The sequence below is a fragment of the Achromobacter sp. NCFB-sbj8-Ac1-l genome, assembly GCF_052695805.1.
Genome location: NZ_CP199812.1, coordinates 3851168 through 3866161 on the forward strand (window position 1 = coordinate 3851168; position 14994 = coordinate 3866161).

General features: G+C 67.4%; 15 protein-coding genes. 11 read left to right on the plus strand and 4 right to left on the minus strand.

Annotated elements, in window-relative coordinates; translation table 11 throughout:
* Window positions 1–88: 88 nt before the first annotated feature.
* Window positions 89–1027, plus strand: coding sequence for a LysR family transcriptional regulator (locus tag ACUDP5_RS17565; protein WP_445656738.1), 939 nt, complete (start codon window positions 89–91; stop codon window positions 1025–1027).
* A 9-nt stretch (window positions 1028–1036) separates the two neighbouring features.
* Here ACUDP5_RS17565 and ACUDP5_RS17570 read toward each other — a convergent pair whose 3' ends face one another.
* Complete coding sequence (locus ACUDP5_RS17570; protein WP_263914094.1) at window positions 1037–1816, minus strand: hypothetical protein; 780 nt, start codon at window positions 1814–1816, stop codon at window positions 1037–1039.
* The gene (locus ACUDP5_RS17575) at window positions 1806–2474 is read right to left on the minus strand and encodes a GntR family transcriptional regulator (protein WP_263914095.1); all 669 of its coding nucleotides are present in this window, start codon (window positions 2472–2474) and stop codon (window positions 1806–1808) included. Before ACUDP5_RS17575 ends, ACUDP5_RS17570 begins: the two co-directional genes overlap by 11 nt.
* A gap of 412 nt (window positions 2475–2886) precedes the next feature.
* Here ACUDP5_RS17575 and ACUDP5_RS17580 point away from each other — a divergent pair, with 412 nt between their 5' ends.
* Both ACUDP5_RS17580 and ACUDP5_RS17585 read left to right on the plus strand, forming a co-directional pair.
* On the plus strand, window positions 2887–3966 hold the full coding sequence (locus tag ACUDP5_RS17580) for a porin (RefSeq protein WP_445656739.1): 1080 nt from the start codon (window positions 2887–2889) through the stop codon (window positions 3964–3966).
* Window positions 3967–4016: 50 nt separating this feature from the next.
* Entirely contained in the window at window positions 4017–4490 is a 474-nt protein-coding gene (locus ACUDP5_RS17585) for a VOC family protein (RefSeq protein ID WP_263914097.1), read from the plus strand.
* Window positions 4491–4545: 55 nt separating this feature from the next.
* On the opposite strand, the gene ACUDP5_RS17590 is transcribed toward ACUDP5_RS17585, so the two are convergent.
* Window positions 4546–5520 carry an NAD(P)-dependent oxidoreductase gene (locus ACUDP5_RS17590; protein WP_445656740.1) on the minus strand — a complete coding sequence of 325 codons (975 nt, stop codon included), beginning with the start codon at window positions 5518–5520 and terminating at the stop codon, window positions 4546–4548.
* Between the two features lie 179 nt (window positions 5521–5699).
* Here ACUDP5_RS17590 and ACUDP5_RS17595 point away from each other — a divergent pair, with 179 nt between their 5' ends.
* The 6 genes from ACUDP5_RS17595 to ACUDP5_RS17620 all read left to right on the plus strand — a co-directional run bounded on the left by ACUDP5_RS17595 (window position 5700) and on the right by ACUDP5_RS17620 (window position 10809).
* Entirely contained in the window at window positions 5700–6626 is a 927-nt protein-coding gene (locus tag ACUDP5_RS17595) for a fumarylacetoacetate hydrolase family protein (protein ID WP_445656741.1), read from the plus strand.
* 77 nt (window positions 6627–6703) lie between these two features.
* A complete protein-coding gene (locus ACUDP5_RS17600; protein ID WP_445659183.1) occupies window positions 6704–7273 on the plus strand; it encodes a VOC family protein in 570 nt (189 codons plus the stop codon).
* 13 nt (window positions 7274–7286) lie between these two features.
* On the plus strand, window positions 7287–8255 hold the full coding sequence (locus ACUDP5_RS17605; protein WP_445656742.1) for an alpha/beta hydrolase: 969 nt from the start codon (window positions 7287–7289) through the stop codon (window positions 8253–8255).
* 10 nt (window positions 8256–8265) lie between these two features.
* Window positions 8266–9165 carry a dihydrodipicolinate synthase family protein gene (locus ACUDP5_RS17610; protein WP_263914101.1) on the plus strand — a complete coding sequence of 300 codons (900 nt, stop codon included), beginning with the start codon at window positions 8266–8268 and terminating at the stop codon, window positions 9163–9165.
* A 26-nt stretch (window positions 9166–9191) separates the two neighbouring features.
* Window positions 9192–9776, plus strand: a complete 585-nt coding sequence (locus tag ACUDP5_RS17615) for a malonic semialdehyde reductase (RefSeq protein WP_445656743.1) — start codon at window positions 9192–9194, stop codon at window positions 9774–9776.
* 46 nt (window positions 9777–9822) lie between these two features.
* On the plus strand, window positions 9823–10809 hold the full coding sequence (locus ACUDP5_RS17620) for a tripartite tricarboxylate transporter substrate binding protein (protein WP_263914103.1): 987 nt from the start codon (window positions 9823–9825) through the stop codon (window positions 10807–10809).
* Here the strand turns inward: ACUDP5_RS17620 and ACUDP5_RS17625 are convergent.
* Window positions 10803–11792, minus strand: a complete 990-nt coding sequence (locus ACUDP5_RS17625; protein ID WP_263914104.1) for a LysR family transcriptional regulator — start codon at window positions 11790–11792, stop codon at window positions 10803–10805. The genes ACUDP5_RS17620 and ACUDP5_RS17625 overlap by 7 nt on opposite strands.
* Before the next feature lie 300 nt (window positions 11793–12092).
* On the opposite strand from ACUDP5_RS17625, the gene ACUDP5_RS17630 reads away from it, so the two are divergent.
* A complete protein-coding gene (locus ACUDP5_RS17630; protein WP_263914105.1) occupies window positions 12093–13133 on the plus strand; it encodes a porin in 1041 nt (346 codons plus the stop codon).
* A 54-nt stretch (window positions 13134–13187) separates the two neighbouring features.
* A complete protein-coding gene (locus ACUDP5_RS17635; RefSeq protein WP_445656744.1) occupies window positions 13188–14981 on the plus strand; it encodes a hypothetical protein in 1794 nt (597 codons plus the stop codon).
* Window positions 14982–14994 lie beyond the last annotated feature (13 nt).

Below are 14994 nucleotides of genomic sequence, written 5' to 3' on the forward strand. Positions count from 1 at the left end.
CAGGTAGACTGAACCCTCATAATCCAGACTTAACAGATTGATAATGTCAGGCTCACTCGTGTCAGGCCCCTTCATATCAGGCCCCCTCGTGTCCGGTGACTTCGACCCCGCCCTGCTGCGTACCTTCGTGGCGGTTTGCCGCCATGGCAGCCTGAGCCGCGCCGCGGACCAGGCCGGGCGCGCGCAATCGGCGCTCAGCACGCAGATCCGGCGACTGGAAGAACAGGTGGGCAAGCGCCTGTTGCACCGAACCGGCCGCGGCATGGCGCCCACCACCGAAGGCGAACTGCTGCTGAGCTACGCCAACCGCATCCTGGCGCTGGGCGAAGCGGCGGCGGCCCGGCTGCGCGAACGCGCGGTGGCGGGCAGCGTGCGCATCGGCCTGTCGGAAGACGTGGCCGTGGCGGCCCTGCCCGCCGCATTGGGCCGTCTGCGGCGCGCCTGCCCGCAGTTGCACCTTGAGGTCGTGGTGGACGACGGTGAAAGGCTGGCGGCGCGCTGGCAGGAAGGCACGCTGGATGTGGCGGTGGGCGTGTGCGCGGCGTTCGTGGATGAACCTGTGCAGACCTGGGCGGTGGACCTGCACTGGGTCTGCGCCATCGACGAAGCGCCCGACCCGGACGCGCCGCTGGATGTGATCGTGTATGCCGAACCGTGCTCGTGGCGCCGCCTGGCGTTTGATGCACTGACCGCCGCGGGCCGCGATTTTCGGGTCACGCTGACGAGCCACAATGTGGGCGCCACGATTGCCGCGGTGGAAAACGGCCTGGGCGTTGCCCTGCTGTCCAGCGAATGCGTGCGGCCCGACACCATGCGCATCATCTCGCTCGGGCCCGACTCCGCATCCGGCCTGCGTGCGCAGTTCGGCATGTATGCGTCGAAGCGGCTGAACGACAGCGGCCGCGCCGCGGTGTCGTTGCTGCGGGAAAGCCTGCGGAATTGGGGCGCGCCGCAGCCATCACGGCCGACCGGCGCGGGGACTTCGCACTTGCCAGAGGCCCTGCCCGTCGTGGGGCTGGCCGGCTAGCTCGACGGCCTATCCGGCCGTGGCCGGCGCATCCACGGACTCGCCGAACACACCGCGCCAAGCCTGCGTCAACACCGCGGCCTGTCCATCCGCGACCCACTGCGCGCCGCCCAGCGCCATGGCGGCGTACAGGCAGGCATCGCTGACATTGCGCCACATCGGCGCCAGCCATTGTTCGATTTCACCGTCGTCTTCGACCAGCTCGAAAGCGGCGTCGCCGTCCAGCGCCTGGGCGCGTTCGCGCACCAGCGTGTGTATCAGCAGAAAGCCGGCGTGGATGGGCGAACGTTGCTTGTCGACGCGGCGCGTGGCCGAGAGCACGCCGTCCCAGGCTTGCAGGGCGCTATCGGTTTCGGGTGCGGCGCCATCGTCAGCGGACCAGCGCATCCAGGCGCGGCCCCAGGCCCGCCACGCTTGCGGCGGCACGCCGGCCGCAAGCTGCTCGGCCTGCGGGCGCGACAAGCCGCGTATTTGTTCAAGCAGGTCGACTACCGCCTCGCCTCGCGGGCCGAACAGGGCCGATAACGGCAGTTCTTCGAGCAGTTCGATCGCGGCGGCGCGCCAGTAGCCAGGCTGCGCCACCAGACCCGACATATCCCCCAACTGCGTGACCCGCACGCGCCACAAACGACCGGGCCAACGGCTGCCGATCGTGATGCTGGCCACGGACTGGTCGACCACGATCCAGGGAGGCACGGCCTGCGCCAGGCTGACCTGGTTGCCGGATCGCTTCAGGGCAAGGGAGGCATCCGGCGCATCGAACCAGAAGCCGTCGCGTTCAGCCGGCAAGCGACGCCGCCTTGCCCGCCCGCTGGGCCTGGATCAGTTCCATGACGTTGAGCGTCAGGCGCGTGGTGTGGCTGCGCATGGCCAGGTAGGCTTGTTCCGGCTGGCCCGCCAGAATGGCTTCGACGATTTTCTGGTGTTCGCGGTGCGAGACCTCGAAACGACGTTCGACGCCGGATTGCGCGGCCCGGAACGGCGCCAGCCGTTCGCGCAGGCTTTCGACGGCGGCCACCAGCGTGGCGTTCTGGGTGCCCTGGCAGATCAGTTGGTGAAAGCGCGAGTTCAGTTCCAGATAGGCCTCGGTATCGCGCTTGTCAGCCACGGCTTCGGCTTCTTCGTGCAGCAGTTCCAGCTGACGGCGCTGCATGGCGCTCATGCGTTGCGTGGCGATGCGGCAACAGAGCGATTCCAGTTCGCACAGGGCTTCGAGCATGTCGGCCAGCTGGTCGGGGCTGGTGTTGATGACGACGCCTCCGCGGCGCGGCACCAGTTCGATCAGGCCACGCGCGTCCAGCAACCGCAGTGCTTCGCGGACGGGCGTGCGCGACACCTGGAATCGTTGCGCCAAGGCGGGCTCTTCAAGCTTCTCACCAGGAGGCAGGAGGCCGGAGATGATGTCTTCGGCGAGCTGTTGGCTGATTTGGGCGGCGATGGTTGGCACTAATGTCCTTCGAATCAGTGTCGGGAGTGGCAAAAATTATACACGCCCCCATTTTTTGGCCGGATTTCCGGCCAAAGATATTTCATTCTCGCCATCTGCGTGCACATCCCTATTTTTGTACACACTAGATGAACACGACTCCGTGTTCGCCGTGAACAACCGCGCCCGTGCCGGCCGATTTCGCCTCTTCTATCCAGGGATTTCCCTCATCCCAGGCCCGCTTCCCCTGCATTGGACCTGTAAATCCCAAAAATCCTTTGTGTATACACATCAATAACAATGTACACTTTGCGAAAATTATGTACCTTAAACAGGACAAGGGGAGACCAACCACATGGCATCGATTTCAGCCGTTTTCAGGGGCGTCACAAGATCGGGTTCGCGCACCGCGCGCCGGCCCCACCGAAGGGGGGTGGCCGCCGCCGTGCTGGCGGCCAGCGCCGCAAGCCCCGCGCTGGCCCAGCCCGGCAGCAGCGTGCAGATCTACGGCTTCATCAAGGAAGACGTGGAAACCGTCAGGCTGTCGGGCAATGGCCGCTCTGAATCCCTGACCCGGCTGGTGAACGACCTGTCGGTGCTGGGCTTTCGCGGCCAGGAAAGAATCAACAGCGATCTTGAAGCGTTCTTCCAGATCGAGACCAATCTGCGCATGACCGGCACCGGCACGTCGGAAATCTCCGACCGCAATTCCGGGCTGGGGCTGCGCGGCCCCTGGGGCGAGTTCCTGATGGGGCAATGGGAAATGCCGCTGCGTTTTGCCTCGGTCTATACGGTGGACCCGTTCACGGCCGGCGTGTTCGCGTCGAACTCGATCATGGGCAACGGCTTCACCACGGCCGGCAATGGCGTGGCGCCGCACTCGTTCGACCGGCGCCAGAAAAACCTCTTCCAGTACGCCACGCCGAACTGGCGCGGCTTCAGCCTGAAGATGGGCGTGACGCTGCCCGAACGCATGCCCACGGGCAATCCCATGGCGTGGTCGGGGCTGGCCAGCTACGCCAGCGGCGACTGGTTCGTGGCCTGGGGCCACGAGTACCACCGCGACTACTTCTACGACGGTTCGGCCGACCATGCCGACCGCCTGGCCGTGACCTACACCTTTGGCGGCACCAAACTGCGCGGCGCCTATGAGCGCTTGCGCTACCAGCCCGCGCCAGGGCAATCGGTGTACCGCGACGCCTGGCAAGTCGCCGCCACCCACAGCTTCGGGCCGCATCAATTGCGCGCGTCCTACACCTACGGCGCCGACGCGCACGGGGACACCACCAAGGCGGTGGGCGGCATCGGCGTGCCGGGCTCGGGGTCCGGCGCCTGGCAGATCTCGCTGGGCTACGGCTACACGCTGTCCAAGCGCACCGAGGTCTGGACGTCGTTCACGCGGCTGGTGAACGGCGAGACCGCTCGCTACAACCTGTCCGGCAATCCGCTGCCGCAACTGACGGCGGGCGACGCCGCGACCGCTTTCGGGGTGGGCATCACGCACAAGTTCTGATGCCGCCCGCCACCGTTTTCATCCACCCGGTTCCAACCAGGAGCATCTCCATGAGCAACAAACTGCGCCACATCGCCCTGTCCGTGCCCGACCCCTGGGCCGCCGCCGAGTTCTACCAGAACGCATTCGGTTTTCGCAAAGTCGGCGAAACGGATTCGTCGCTGGCGCGCGGCGTATACCTTACCGACGGCACCATCAGCATCGCGCTGCTGAACTACAAGAGCGACCACGCGGCGGGCGAAGACCGCGGCAAGGATTTCGTCGGCCTGCACCATATCGGCGTGTGGGTCGAAGACATCGCCCAAGCCCGCCAGACGGTCGAGGCCGCGGGCGGCCACTACTACATGGGCGAGGTGCCGGTGAAGGGCAACATCTTCTATGAAGTGAAGTACCGCGACCCGAACGGCATCATCATCGACCTGACCGACCACGGCTGGGGCGGCGCGTCCCGCGCGGGCGGCGACGGCGATGCGGGCCCGGCCCTGCGCAACCCCGACCTGAAAGCCGATCGCGACGGCCTCTGAGGCCACGCTTGCGCAGCGATGCCCCGCCGGGGCATCGCTGCTTGCCTGCCTGCAATCAGGCGGGCAAGCGGACGGGATGCGCGGGCGCGCCCCGCTCGAACCAGCCGTCCAGGTTGCTGGCCAGCGCCGCGTGCTGCGCCATGCGCGTTTCCGGCGAGCGGCCCGCCAGGTGCGGCGTCAGGATGACCTGGTCCATCGTGCGCAAGGCTTGCGGCACGACAGGCTCTGTTTCCAGCACGTCCAGCGCGGCCCCGGCGATGACGCCGCGCGCCAGCGCGTCGATCAGCGCGTCGGTATCCACGACCGTGCCGCGCGACACATTGACCAGAAAGCCGGCCGGACCCAACGCCTGCAACACACGGGCATTCACCAGGTGATGCGTCTGCGGGCCGCCCGGGCAGGTCAGGGCCAGCACGTCGGACGCGGCAGCCAGCGACACCGCGTCGCCATGCGGCGCGTAGCCCTCGCCGCCCTGCGTGCCTTCATGCCACAGGTAGGCCACCTGCATGCCCACCGCCGTGCCCAGCCTGGCAAGCCGGTGGCCGATATTGCCCAGGCCGACGATGCCCAGCGTCTTGCCGCGCAGGCCGGGCCGCGCGGCGCGCAGGGCTTCCCAGCCACCAGCCTTGACGCCGCGGTCCAGCGCCGGGATGCCGCGCACCAGCGCCAGCATGAGGGTCAGCGCGTGGTCGGCCACGACCTGGCCGTTGGCGTCGGGCGCATGGCAGACGCGGACCTGCCGCGCCTGCGCGGCATGCAGGTCGATTTTCTCGTAGCCGGCGCCAAAGCTTGCCACCAGCTGCAGCGCGGGCAGCGTGGCCAGTTCGTCGGCGCTGAGCCCGGTCGAGCCATTGGTGACCACCGCCCGCGCCCGGGCGCGGACGTCGGCGTCGGCCTGCGCCCAGGGGGTCACGTGGTAGCGCGGGGCCACGGCGGCCAGCCAGTCCGCGTCCAGCGGCAGCCGGGTCAGCACGTGCAGCGGGCCGGCGTGGCCCGCGTCGGTGTTCGGGTCTTTCGGGGTTCCGTTCATGACGGCGATTGCCTCCTCAGGGGGTGATATGGGGTGAAAAGGGGGTGAAACGATGAGGGGGCAAAAATTATCACAAACCCTTTGACGTGTATACACGTAAGCTTTAAAGTATTCACAAAGGCGGCGGTGAGAACACGCAGACCGCCGCTTCACCTCATCATCACAACAAGGAGATCCCCGTGATCTGGCACGGCCTAGCAACCTATGAACTGAACGGCGTCCAACAGCCCGGCCTGGTGGTCGACAACACGCTCTATGACCTGGCGCAACTGGCCCGTGCCAGCCAGGCCGGGCAGAGCGGCGACCTGCCCGCCGTGGACGGCCTGCTGGACGACTGGGATGCCGCCGCCCCGCGCCTGGCGTCGCTGGCCGAGCAGGCTCGTGGCCTGGCCGCCGAAGGCCGCGTGGCCGCCATCGACGGCGCGGCCTACGCCATTCCCTACCGCCCGCGGCGCATCTTCGGGGTGGCCTCGAATTTCTACGAACACGCCGACGAAATGGGCACACAGCTCGCCGCCCGCGCCGAAAGCCAGCCCTACGTCTTCATGAAGGCGCAGAGCAGCGTCATTCCCACCCAGGCCACGGTGCTGATGCCCCCGGAAACCGAGAAACTGGACTGGGAAGTGGAACTGGGCGTGGTCATCGGCAAGACTTGCCGCCATGTGTCGGTGGAAGACGCGCTGTCGGTCATTGCCGCCTACACGGTCTTCAACGACATCAGCGCCCGCGACCTCAACCGCCGCACCGACTACCCCTTCAAGCACGACTGGTTTCGCGGCAAGAGCTTCGACACGTTCGGGCCGATGGGGCCCTGGCTGGTGCCGGCCGGCTGCATCGCCGATCCGCAGAACCTGCGCATGACGCTGAGCGTCAACGGCGAATCCATGCAGGACGGCAATACCTCGCAGATGATCTTTTCGGTGGCCGAGCAGATCGCCTACCTGTCGCGCATCCTGACGCTGCAACCCGGCGACCTGATCGCCACCGGCACCCCGGACGGCGTGGGCATGGGCCGCGGCGTGTATCTCAAGCCGGGCGATACGATGACGGCCTGGGTAGAAGGCATCGGCACCATCGAGAACCCGGTGGCCCTCGAAAGCCGTTAGCCTGCTACGCAACCTGATAACGACGGGGCCAAGAGCCCCGCGAGGAGACAACCGTGAATGCCGCAGACACAAAGGCCATCGCACCCATCCGGACCCGCAAGCTCGGGCACCTGGTGCTGATGGTGCGTGACCTGGAAGCCTCGACGCGCTTCTACACCGAGGTGATGGGCCTGAAGATATCGGACCGCATCGCCGACCAGATGGTCTTCCTGCGCGCCGGGCAAGACCACCATGACCTGGCCCTGTCGCGCCTGCCGGCCGACGCCCCCGACCGCGACGACCTGCCGCGCTACACCCGACCCGGGCTGGAGCATTTCTCGTACTACGTGGAATCGCTGGACGAAATGAAGCGCGCGGTGGACGTGGCGCGCGCGCTGGGCGTAGAGATCGAGCGCGGCATCGGGCAGCATGGCCCGGGCAGCAACTGGTTCCTGGTGTTCAAGGACCCGGACGGCAACAACGTCGAGATCTACACCGACATGGAGCAGATACCGACCAGCGCCGAACACGAACCGCAGACCTGGGCCCGCGACCTCGAATCGTTCGACCGGCACCGCCTGGCGCATTTCGTGGTGCAGCCGTCGCCGGCGATTCTGGCGGCCAAGGAAGGCCGGCCCGCGCCAGACAAGCAAGACAAGCCCGAATGAGCCGAGGCGCGCGATGACATTCCCCTTCCCGCCGTTTCCCGGGCTGGACGACGCGCAGCGTGCCGCCATGCTGGCCCTGGGCCCGACGTGGGCCAACGACATCCAGGGCAACCGGCGCCAGGTCTGCGAGATCTACGACGCCGTCCATGACGGCCTGCCCGCGGACGGCCTGCGCACGTTGCCCGCGCAGGCCTATGGCGACGATCCGCGCCAGCAGCTTGACCTATACCTGCCGGCCGCAGCCGATGGCGCCGCGCGGCCTATCGTGGCCTTCGTGCATGGCGGCGCGTTCCTGCGCGGCAGCAAGGACGCCACGCCGTACATCTATGCCAACGTGCCCAGGCTGTTCGCACGCGCCGGCTGCGTCGGTGTCAACGTCGAATACCGCCTGGCGCCGCAAGCGCCCTACCCGGCCGGCGCCGACGACGTGGCCGCGGCGGTGGACTGGCTGCGCAGGCATGCCGCCGCCTGGGGCGGCGACCCGCGGCGCATCGTGCTGATCGGCCACTCGGCCGGCGGCAGCCACGTCGCCACCTTCCTGACCGACCCGCGCTACCGTGGCCAGGCCGATGGCGTGGCCGGCGCCGCGCTGATCAGCGCCCGCCTGGAGGCCGACACCCTGCCCGGCAACCCCAACGCCGCCGGCGTGGTGGCCTATTACGGCCCCGACCCCGCGTTGCAGCGGCGCCATGCCCCCATGGCACATGCCGAGGCCATGGCCGTGCCACTGCTGATCGCGATCGCCGAATACGAAAACCCGTACCTGGATCGCTACGCGCTGCAATACGCGGCGCGCGTCGCCGCCACCGGGCGGATGCCTCGCATCGTCCAGGTGCCCGGACACAACCACACATCCGTGGTGGCGCACCTGGGCAGCGCCGACGGCGCCTTTGCCGCCGCGCTGCTGGATTTCGTCGCCACCCATGCCGGCCCCTTGCCCATCACCGCCCCCGCTGCCCCGGCGCCGGGCCGCTCATCCTGAGGAACCTTCCATGTCACATCCTTCGCTGCGCGGCGTGTTCGCGCCCGTGGTCAGTCCGTTTCGCGCGGACGCTTCGCTGAACCTGCCCGCGTTCGTCGCGCACTGCAAGCAACTGGTCGCCGATGGCGCCGGCCTGGCGATTTCCGGCACCAACAGCGAGGCCTGCTCGGAAACGTTCGACGAGCGCATGTCGCTGGTCGATGCCGTGATCGACGCGGGCATCGCCCCCGACCGCATCCTGGTCGGCACGGGCTGCTGCGCGGTCGACGACGCCGTCGTCCTGACGCGCCATGCCCTGGAACGGGGCTGCGCCGGCACGCTGGTGCTGCCACCCTACTTCTTCAAGAACGTGCAGGAAGACGGCGTGTTTGCCTATTACCGGCAATTGATCGAGCGGGTGGACAACCCCGCCCTGCGCATCGTGCTGTATCACATCCCCGCCGTCTCGGGCGTTGCCATCACCCTGCCGCTGATCGAGCGGCTGGCGGCCGCGTACCCGCAGCACATCGTCGGCGTGAAAGACAGCTCGGGCGACTGGGACAACCTGACCGCCATGCTGGCGCGCTTTCCGCAGCTGTCGATTTTCCCGGCATCCGAAGTGCTGATGCTGCGCAGCCTGGAACGGGGCGCGGCGGGCTGCATTTCGGCCACCAACAACATCAATGCACGCGACATTGCGCTGGCCTACGGTTCCCCCGAGCAAGCCGCGCGCCTGGGCGACCGCATCACGGCGGTACGCAAGACCGCCGAGCAGTTCCCGATGGTGGCGGCCGTCAAGCACACCCTGTCGCTGTTGACGGGCGACGACGGCTGGCGCCACGTGCGTGCGCCGCTGGTGCCGCTGGATGCCGGCACCGCCGCGCAGGTCGAAGCCCGCATGCGCGCAGCGTTGCCGGCGCTGCAGGCATGACGGCCGGCGTCTGAAGGAGACCGCGCATGAACGAATCCCGCACGCTGGATCAGTTGTTCCGCCAGGCGCGCAGCCACAACGGCTGGCTGCCCCGCGACATCGCCGACGCCGAGCTTCGCGCCCTGTACGAACTGGTGCGCCACGGCCCCACCAGCGCCAACACCAGTCCCATGCGGCTGGTGTTCGTCAAGACTGCCGAGGCCAAGGCCCGGTTGGTGCCGGCGCTGGCGCCCGCCAACGTGGCCAAGGTGCTGGGCGCGTCCGTCACGGCCATCGTTGCGTACGACAGCGCCTTTCACCAGTGGGGCGAAACGCTGTTTCCGCATCGGCCATCGCAGTACGACGCCTATGCGGCGGATGCGGCGCTGGCCGAGGAAACCGCGCTGCGCAACAGTTCGCTGCAAGGCGGCTACCTGATCCTGGCCGCGCGCGCCCTGGGCCTGGACTGCGGGCCGCTGTCCGGCTTCGACGCCCACGCCGTGAACCAGGCGTTCTTTGCCGACAGCACCTGGCGCGTGAATTTCCTGTGCAACCTGGGCAAGGGCGATCCCGACAAGCTCTTTGCACGCTTGCCGCGGCTGGACTTCGCCCAGGCCTGCCGGATTGCATGACCGACCCGGCAACGCCGGGCGCATACCTGGAAAACGAGGAGACATCATGACAACCCCCAACAACCCGGCCAGGCGGCGCTTCAGCCTGGGCGCGATGACACTGCTGGCCGGCGCGCCCTTCGTGGCGCGGGCCGAAGACAGCTGGCCCAACCGGCCCGTCACCATCGTGGTGCCGTTCTCGCCCGGCGGCAATACCGACCTGATCGCGCGCATGATGGCCGAGAAGCTGGGCCAGCGCATCGGCAAGCCCTTCATCGTGGACAACCGCGGCGGCGCAGGCGGCCTGATCGCGGCGGAATACGTGGCGCGGGCCAAGGCGGACGGCCAGACCCTGTTCATGTCGACCATGACGCAGATCGTCACGGCGCCCATGACCAACAAGATCCGCTACGACCCCATCCGCGATTTCGCGCCCATCATCAATGTGGGCGGCAACCCGTTCGTGCTGGCGGCCAGCGCCCGCCACGGCTTCAAGACGCTGGCCGACCTGGTGGACTACGGCCGCGCCAACCCCGGCGCCCTGAACGTGGGCCACGCCGGCACCGGCGGGCTGACACACCTGTCGGCGCTGCTCTTCCTGACGCGTGCCGGCGTGCAGGCGACGATGGTGCCGTACCGCGGCGGCGCGCAAGCGCTGGCGGACGTTCTGGCCGGGCAGATCGACCTGTACAGCGCCAGCGTGTCAGAAGTGCTGCCGCATGCGGCCACCGGCAAGCTGTCGCTGCTGGCGGTGTCCAGCGCCAGGCGGCTGGCGCAATTGCCCGACCTGCCGGCCATTGCCGAAACCTACCCCGGTCATGTCGTGGAAACCTGGAACGGCCTGGTCGGCCCCACGGGGATGCCCGAAGCGGTGCTGGCCCGCCTGGCCGACGAGGGCCGCCGCATCGTCGCCGACCCCGCCTTTCGCACGCGGCTGGAAGAAGCCGGCATCACGCCCTATGGCGAACTGCGCGACGCCTTCGCCACCCGCATCAAGACGGAACAGGGGCTTTGGCAGCCGGTGATCGAAGCGGCCGGCATCGAGCCTCAGTAGCGCATCGCCGCCGCGCCGCCGCCCGGCGGCGCGGCCACCTCGCGCAGGCAGGCAATGAACGTCTGGCAGGCGGCGCCGGGCTCGCGGTTCAGGCGCAGCGAATAGCCCACGGTCCCGAACGCGCCGGTCTCGGGCAGGTTGAGAATGCGCAAAAGGCCGGCATCCGAGAATTGCCGGGCCGCGGCGCGCGGCATCAGCGCCACGTGCGGCGTGTGCAGCAACAGGCCGATATTGGTCAGGATCGACAACGATTCGACGATGTCCGTGGGCAACGGCAGGCCGGCCCCGCGAAACAGGTGCTCGGCCGCCAACCGCGCCGGCGAATCCGGCGTGGGCAGGATCCACGGCGACCCGATCAGCTCGGCCAGGTGGGTGACGCGGTCGGCCGCCGGACCATAGCCCTTGCCGACCACCACGCACAGGGCCTCGTCGAACAGCGCGTGGTGGCTGAGCGCATGGGCGTTGGCCAGCGGCAGCTCGGGTTCGGGCAGGCGGCCGACGACGATATCCACGTCGCCCGCGGCCAGCGCCGGAAACAGGTGTGCGGTGGCGCCTTCGCGCACGGTGACCAATACGCCGGGCGCACGCGCCTTCAACATCGCGATCGCGTTGGGCAGCAGGCGGGCCGATGCCGAGATCAGCGTGCCCACCGTGACGTGGCCGCTGGCGCCCAGGCGGAAATCATTCAGTTCGTCGGTCATGCCGCGCAATTCGGCCATCAGCAGCTTGACCCGGCGGCCCAGCAGCGCGCCCAGCGCGGTCGGCGCCACGCCACGGTTGGACCGTTCGAACAAGGGGCCGTCGAAACAGGCCTCGAGTTCCTGGATGACCTTGGTCACCGCCGGCTGCGACAGCCGCAATTCCTGGGCCGCGCCGATCACGGAGCCGGCTTCGAGCACCCGACCGAAGATCATCAGCTGGTTCAGCTTCAAACGGCGGATCAGCGACAGGTCATTCCAGGGAAGCGCTTCCGCTGCATGCATGGTGGATTCCTCTTGTCCAAAGGCCAGGTAAGGCATCCGGCCCGGCCGGATGCTGCCTGCCGCGATTCTGGTGCATTCGCCGCCCCGCGCCTATTCAGGAAGCCCCTGATGTATACAGCTTGAAATACGGCCGCTATAACCAAATCGCCCTTCACTATAAGCAGACAGTTCAGTAAACCTCCTTCCCCTCTCCGTATACTTTTATCAATAAATGTATACAACAAAAGTCCAACGTTGACCCGAGCGACAGGCCCGAACCGCCCAGCGGCCGGACCGGCTCACCGAGGAGGGGAAAGTCCAATGAAGAGGATTTCGGCACTGGCTGCCGTCGTGGCGCTATGCGCAGGTTCCGGGGTGCAGGCCCAGACCCGCGTGTGGCTGTCCGGCTACGTCGACATGAACATCAAGCACCTGCAATCGTCAGGCCCCGGCTCGACGACGCGCATGTCCAGCGGCGGCCTGAACAATTCGCGCTTCAACCTGAGCGGCGTGGAAGAGCTGGGTGACGGCAACAAGGCCGTGTTCACGATCGAACCCATGTTCTCGGCCAACAACGGCCAGCAGGCCGCGCAGTTTCGCCAGTCGTTCGTGGGGCTCAAGGGCGACTGGGGCGAATTGACGCTGGGCCGGCAGTTCACGCCGTCGTACTGGATCGCCGGCTATGCCGACCCAAGCTGGGCCGCCGAGTTCAGCATGGTCAACAACATGGAATTCTTCTATGCGTCGTACCGGGTGGACGGCGCGGTGCAGTACAAGACGCCGGCGTTCCATGGCCTCACGGGCCGCCTCATGATGACCAACGGCGAAGGCGGCAGCTCCAAGGCCGGGCGCTTCATCAGCACCGCCCTTGAATACCGCGAAGGCCCGCTGTTCCTGGGCGTGGCCAGCGAGCAGCAATACACCCGCGACATCTTCCGCTCGTCCGAGGTGCATTCCTCGCGCGACAACTATTTCTCGGCCGTCTATCGCATCGGTTCGGTCGAGCCCACGTTCATCTTCCATACCTACAACGGCTACTACGCCTATCCGCCCTACACCGCCTTCAACGCCAGCGGGTGGGACGTTCAGCTGGGCGCGCGCTGGAACATCGACGGCCGCAACCGCCTCTACGCCAGCGTGGTGCACCGCCACGACGACGACAACAAGAGCCTGTCCAGCGCCAATGGCTTCGTCCTGGGATTCATCCACGGCCTGTCCAAGCGCACCGACCTGTACGCCAGCGTGGCCCATGTGCAGCATCGCCGCGCCGCGCCCGTGCCGTATCCCGTGACCTTCCAGAACTATCCCAACGCCGGCCAGAACCCGACTGGCTACCAGGTCGGCATCCGCCACGCCTTCTGAATGCCCGCCGCCATTGCCGCATCCGGCGAGCGCCCCTGTACCCAAGGAGACTGCATGTCCATTCACCGCCCCCACTGGCCTGTCCGATTCGCGGGCCCGGCCTTCGCCTCGCTGCTGCTGGCCGGCGCCGCGCTGCCAGCCTGCGCCCAGACCGCGCCGGCCGCACCGAACAAACCTGCTGCGCCGGCCGCCACGCCCGGTACGCCCAATGTGCAGGACCCCTATCTGGCGCAATGGTTGCGCCTGACGCCCGAGCGCCGGCCCGTGCCGCAAAAGCCCGGCGTGGATTACGGCATGGACCCGGCGACCGGCCAGTTCATCTGGCCCAAGGCCACACCCGAAGTGCACACCGGGCAGAAATTCCCCGGCGAAATGACAAGCTGGGACAAGCAAAGCTACGCCAAGAACGTCAAGGTACTGGCCTTCTACCCCGGCGTGGGCTCGCCTTTCCATGCCTGGAACAACATCGCCGACTTCGAGGGCCGCCGCTACCTGTACGTGCACGACCGCGACTACCTGCGCATCCTGGACGTCACCGACCCCGCCCACGGCAAGATCGTCTATTCCAGGGGCGGCGTCTGGGGGCCGAAAGGGTCCAGCGAAAAGTACGATCCGAACACCGTGCAGGACTATCTGGGCGGCGCCACCATCGCCTGGAGCAAGAAGCTGGGCAAGCCGGTGCTGGTTGCCTCGTTCGAGATCGGCCGCTATGGCCTGATGAACGAAAAGCTGGAACAGCCCGACAAGGTCGCCGCGCAGCGCCAGTACAACTCGCTCAAGGGCTTCAAGGTGTTCGTCATGGACGGCCCCCTGCCCAGCCAGTGGCGCCTGATTGCCACCCGCACGACGGACTACCAGCGTCCGGACGCGCCGGTCGGCCAGCAGCGCGGGTCCGGCTCGCTGGATTCGCCGGAGTACTACGGCGGCAAATACATGATCCTGTCGGCCGCGCCGGACGACACCTACGGCCTGACCGAATACCCGAACTACCTGTATTCGCCCGGCTACCAGGTCTGGGACATGAGCGATCCGGCCGATCCCAAGTTCGTGTCGCAGATCGCCGTGCCGGGCCAGATCCTGGGCGACAAGGAACACGAAGAGGCCTACCTGATGAATCCGCGGGCGGGCAACCGCACGTCGTGGATGGGCTCGCGCAACCCCATTTTCCTGTCGCAGCCGCTGGAAAACGGCGGCAAGATCGGCTTTGGCGCAATGGGCGGACTGGGGGTGTACGCGTTCGACCTGTCGGACCCGGCCAAGCCCAGGATGCTCGGCGGCGTGAACACGGCGCCCAGCTTCGCCGGCACCGAATTCGACAATGCCGACGTCAGCCAGTACGCGCGCACCGGCTACGTGTTCGCCAACGGCTACCCGATGAACCGAGATTGCTATGAACCCTACAAAGACATCTTCGTCATCGACGCCCGCGACCCCTCGCACCTGAAGGTCGCGGCCAAGATGCCGCAACCCGAAGTGCCGGCGGGTGCGCCGTTCACCAGCTTCTGCCAGCGGGGCGGCAACTTCGGTCCGAAACGCGCCAATGCCATCGGCCAGCCGGGCCAGTGGCGCCAGGGCATCGTGCCCTACTCGTTCTACAACGCGGGGGTGCAGATCTTCAATGTGGAAGATCCCGCCAAGCCCACCATCGCCGGGTACTTCGTGCCCGCGCTGGCCGATGAATCCGAGCTGCCCGTCTACACGCTGGGCAAGGGCGTGTTCTCGATCTACACCGAGTACGACCGCAACATCATCTGGGCCTTCACCGAGAATGGCGCGTACGCCTTGTCCACGCCGTTGCTGGGCGAACCGAAGCTGGGAATGGCCGACAAGCCGTGGCCGGCGCGCTGAGCAAAGAGCCTGT

Excerpts from the sequence above, each read along its gene's own strand:
- ACUDP5_RS17585 (WP_263914097.1), top strand. The coding sequence starts at position 4,017 with ATGAGCAACAAACTGCGCCACATCGCCCTGTCCGTGCCCGACCCCTGG.
- ACUDP5_RS17615 (WP_445656743.1), top strand. The coding sequence starts at position 9,192 with ATGAACGAATCCCGCACGCTGGATCAGTTGTTCCGCCAGGCGCGCAGC.
- ACUDP5_RS17610 (WP_263914101.1), top strand. The coding sequence starts at position 8,266 with ATGTCACATCCTTCGCTGCGCGGCGTGTTCGCGCCCGTGGTCAGTCCG.
- ACUDP5_RS17625 (WP_263914104.1), bottom strand. The coding sequence starts at position 11,792 with ATGCATGCAGCGGAAGCGCTTCCCTGGAATGACCTGTCGCTGATCCGC.
- ACUDP5_RS17630 (WP_263914105.1), top strand. The coding sequence starts at position 12,093 with ATGAAGAGGATTTCGGCACTGGCTGCCGTCGTGGCGCTATGCGCAGGT.
- ACUDP5_RS17590 (WP_445656740.1), bottom strand. The coding sequence starts at position 5,520 with ATGAACGGAACCCCGAAAGACCCGAACACCGACGCGGGCCACGCCGGC.
- ACUDP5_RS17605 (WP_445656742.1), top strand. The coding sequence starts at position 7,287 with ATGACATTCCCCTTCCCGCCGTTTCCCGGGCTGGACGACGCGCAGCGT.
- ACUDP5_RS17635 (WP_445656744.1), top strand. The coding sequence starts at position 13,188 with ATGTCCATTCACCGCCCCCACTGGCCTGTCCGATTCGCGGGCCCGGCC.
- ACUDP5_RS17620 (WP_263914103.1), top strand. The coding sequence starts at position 9,823 with ATGACAACCCCCAACAACCCGGCCAGGCGGCGCTTCAGCCTGGGCGCG.